We start from the raw sequence: 3,391 nt of genomic DNA on the forward strand, positions 1-3,391 counted from the left end.
GCACTGCATCCAGGCCAACTGCGCACCCAGGAACAAGCCATCGGGGTAAGCACAGCCTACGGTCGCCACACCCCCGCCGCCCTGACCGAGGACGAACTGCAGACCTTGCTCGACAGTGCGACCCGCAGCACACAGGTCCAGGAGAACGCGCTAGACCTGTTCGTTGAACTTGCCACGGCCCAGCCGTTCGAGGATGGCAACAAACGCACCGCCGTCTTCGTCGCCAACAGCCTGCTCATCGGTTCCGGCGCAGGCATCCTCCTGACGATCCCCGTCGATGACGACGACCCCAGTGTGGCCAGGACATTCAACGACCTACTGGCGAGGGCCTACGTCTATGGCGAGCACGATGGGGTGAAGACGTTGCTACGCAGTCGACTTCGTGAGGCCGGTTGGATGCGGTGCGCCAGGCGTTGATCGCCGGTGAACGCAGCGGCGAGGCCACACCGTTCGATTTCGACGACTTTGGCTCTGGATGTGGAATTATTGAGGTGGGGCAGGGACAGTCTTGAACCGATCGGAATTGATAGAACAGGCCCTGCGACACGCGCATCTTCGGATCGCCCTCCAGAACTACACCGCGCAAACGGTCCCGACTCTCGGCATTGACGGTTACGCGCAGAGGATCGGATGTTATCTGTAACTAACACCAAGAACTGAGCTGCCCAACTGTTCAGGACGAGCGCTACATGTGTACGCAGTGGAAGTACGAGTCGGATCGGGCTGCACATGTGTAGGACGTGGGTGGGTTTGTCATGCCCTTGACCGCACTCATCAGTCCAGTCGTTGGGTCTCATGCCGACCTCGCATGGCGGTATCACCGCCGGAATTGCCCATGGGTCAGCCAATCACGCCACGTTGACGGCGAGATAATAATTTGCCGTGGGCGGCGACTCCTGTGCTGGAAACGCAGATGGCAGTCGTATAGCCTCAGCGAGGCGCAGGAGTTGCCGATAGCTGGGAAGCGTCTCGATGTAGCCCGTGCTCAGCCCCGGGAGGAGCAATGATCAGAACCTGTGGATGACCCTCGGTGGGGCGGCATGAAAGTGGGCGCACCTTCCCGGGGATGATCTGAAGTCCAAGGTTCTCTGATCAAGACCGGCGTTGACGCGCTGGTTGGGAAGGTACGCCCATGCTCACCGTAGTTCACGACACCGATGAGGCCAACGCCAATGACGGCGGTGGTCGGTCGTTGTTGGATGAGATCGTGCGCGACGGCGCCCGGCAGATGCTGGCCGCGGCGCTGAAGGCTGAGGTGGCCGCCTACATCGATGCCCACGCCGGTGAGCTCGATGAGAGCGGTCGCCGGCTGGTGGTCCGCAACGGCTCCCACGCCGGGCGTGAGGTGTTGACCGCCGCGGGCGCGGTGGCGGTGACCGCGCCGCGGGTCAACGACAAGCGTATCGACGCCGATACCGGTGAGCGGCAGCGGTTTTCCTCGGCGATCCTGCCGGCGTGGGCGCGCAAGTCCCCGCAGATGACTGAGGTGCTGCCGCTGCTGTACCTGCACGGCCTGTCGACCAGTGACTTCGGGCCGGCCTTGGAGCAGTTCCTCGGGTCCAGTGCCGGGCTCTCGGCGACGACGATCACACGGCTGACCAGCCAGTGGCAGGAGGAGGCCAAGGCCTTCGGGGCCCGGGATCTGTCGGGCACTGACTTCGTCTACCTGTGGGTCGACGGCATTCACCTCAAGGTCCGCCTCGAGCAGGAGAAGCTGTGCCTGTTGGTGATGATCGGGGTCCGCTCCGATGGCCGCAAGGAACTCGTCGCCCTGGCCGACGGGTATCGAGAATCGACCGAGTCGTGGGCCGATCTGCTGCGGTCGTGTCGACGCCGCGGGATGATCGCCCCGGTGTTGGCCGTCGGTGACGGTGCACTGGGCTTTTGGAAGGCGATGCGCGAGGTGTTCCCGGCTACCCGCGAGCAGCGCTGCTGGTTTCACAAACAGGCCAATGTCCTTTCCTGCCTGCCCAAATCGGCGCAACCCGGTGCGGTCGCGGCGATGCGGGAGATCTACAACGCCGAGGACCTCGACCACGCGCAGGTCGCGATCAAGGCCTTCGAGATCGACTACGGCGCCAAGTACCCCAAGGCGGTCGCCAAGATCGTCGACGACGCCGACGTGCTGTTGGAGTTCTACAAATACCCAGCCGAACACTGGATCCACTTGCGCACCACGAATCCGATCGAATCAACCTTCGCCACCGTGCGATTGCGGACGAAGGTCACCAAGGGGCCGGGATCCCGCGCGGCCGGAATTGCCATGGCCTACAAGCTTATCGACGCCGCACAAGCCCGGTGGCGGGCAGTCAACGCACCCCACCTGGTCGCCCTCGTCCGTGCCGGCGCCGTCTTCCACAAAGGCAAGCTACTCGAACGCCCCGCCGACATCACACCGCCCGAGCCGGCCGAATCAACCGAAACGGAGGTCGCCTGAAACACCCCGATCCACAGGTATTGACAATTCCTCGGCTGCTATCTACCGTAGCGTCAGGCACCTCCTCCCGGAGTGGGGATTGCGCCGACCAGCCCTCAGCGTCGGTTGAGAAGGAGCCGGATCAGCATGCGTATTGTCGTCGACCTGAACCGGTGTCTGGGATACGCGCAATGCGTCCCGCTGGCGCCGGAGGTGCTGCAACTCAACGGCGAGGAAGCCCTCGCCTACGACCCGAACCCCGACGACTCGCAACGCCAGCAGGTCGCGCGGGCCGTAGCGTCGTGCCCGGTGCAGGCCATCATCGCCGAGATGGATCCCCCCGCCGATGCGACGGCCAGGACCCCCCAGTGAGCGACTACCCGCTGATCGACGAGCTGGTCAGCACCTTCAAGGCCGAGGGTCGGATCGTGATCGTCGGGGCGTCGCTGGCCGGACTGCGCGCCGCGGAAGCGTTGCGGGACGAGGGGTTCACCGGGTCATTGACCATCATCGGGGACGAGGTGCACGAGCCCTATGACCGCCCGCCGCTGTCCAAGCAGGTGCTCAAGGGATGGGTGCCCGCCGGCAATACCAAGCTGCCCCGGTTGAGGGCGATCGATGCCGACTGGCGGCTCGGCGTCGCAGCGACCCGACTCGACCGCGACAACCGGGAAGTGGTGCTGGCCAACGGCGACAAGGTGCCCTACGACCGGCTGCTGATCGCCACCGGGGTCCGGTCCCGCGCGTGGTTCAACCCCGAAGAGCGCAAGCTCAAGGGCCTGTACACGCTGCGCACCAGCGATGACGCCGCCAAAATTCAGGAGGCGTTCAAGGCGCGTCCGAAGCGGGTTCTGATTGTCGGCGCGGGCTTCATCGGCTCCGAGATGGCCTCGGTCTGCCGTGATCTCGGATTGGACGTGACGGTCGCCGAGCGCTCCAGCGCTCCGCTGGTCGGTCCGCTCGGCGGGGTGATCG

General features: G+C 64.6%; 5 protein-coding genes. All 5 read left to right on the top strand.

Translation table 11 applies throughout. The features are described from left to right. On the top strand, positions 1 to 417 hold a 417-nt coding region (locus tag IMZ11_RS41920; RefSeq protein ID WP_228649058.1), incomplete at its 5' end, for a Fic family protein. Continuing rightward, positions 402 to 512 carry a type II toxin-antitoxin system ParD family antitoxin gene (locus tag IMZ11_RS46875; RefSeq protein WP_337954196.1) on the top strand — a complete coding sequence of 37 codons (111 nt, stop codon included), beginning with the start codon at positions 402 to 404 and terminating at the stop codon, positions 510 to 512. The genes IMZ11_RS41920 and IMZ11_RS46875, both read left to right, overlap by 16 nt. A gap of 620 nt (positions 513 to 1,132) precedes the next feature. After that, positions 1,133 to 2,437, top strand: coding sequence for an IS256 family transposase (locus tag IMZ11_RS41925; protein ID WP_006242318.1), 1,305 nt, complete (start codon positions 1,133 to 1,135; stop codon positions 2,435 to 2,437). Positions 2,438 to 2,563: 126 nt separating this feature from the next. Then, positions 2,564 to 2,788 carry a ferredoxin gene (locus IMZ11_RS41930; RefSeq protein ID WP_137149008.1) on the top strand — a complete coding sequence of 75 codons (225 nt, stop codon included), beginning with the start codon at positions 2,564 to 2,566 and terminating at the stop codon, positions 2,786 to 2,788. Beyond that, the coding region (locus IMZ11_RS41935; RefSeq protein ID WP_228649060.1) for an FAD-dependent oxidoreductase at positions 2,785 to 3,391 on the top strand (607 nt) is incomplete at its 3' end. The genes IMZ11_RS41930 and IMZ11_RS41935, both read left to right, overlap by 4 nt.

This window comes from Microtetraspora sp. AC03309, from assembly GCF_020826795.1.
GTDB lineage: Bacteria > Actinomycetota > Actinomycetes > Streptosporangiales > Streptosporangiaceae > Microtetraspora > Microtetraspora glauca.

Bases quoted from the DNA above. Each gene is read 5' to 3' on its own strand.
- IMZ11_RS41925 (WP_006242318.1), top strand. From the start codon at position 1,133: ATGCTCACCGTAGTTCACGACACCGATGAGGCCAACGCCAATGACGGC.
- IMZ11_RS41930 (WP_137149008.1), top strand. From the start codon at position 2,564: ATGCGTATTGTCGTCGACCTGAACCGGTGTCTGGGATACGCGCAATGC.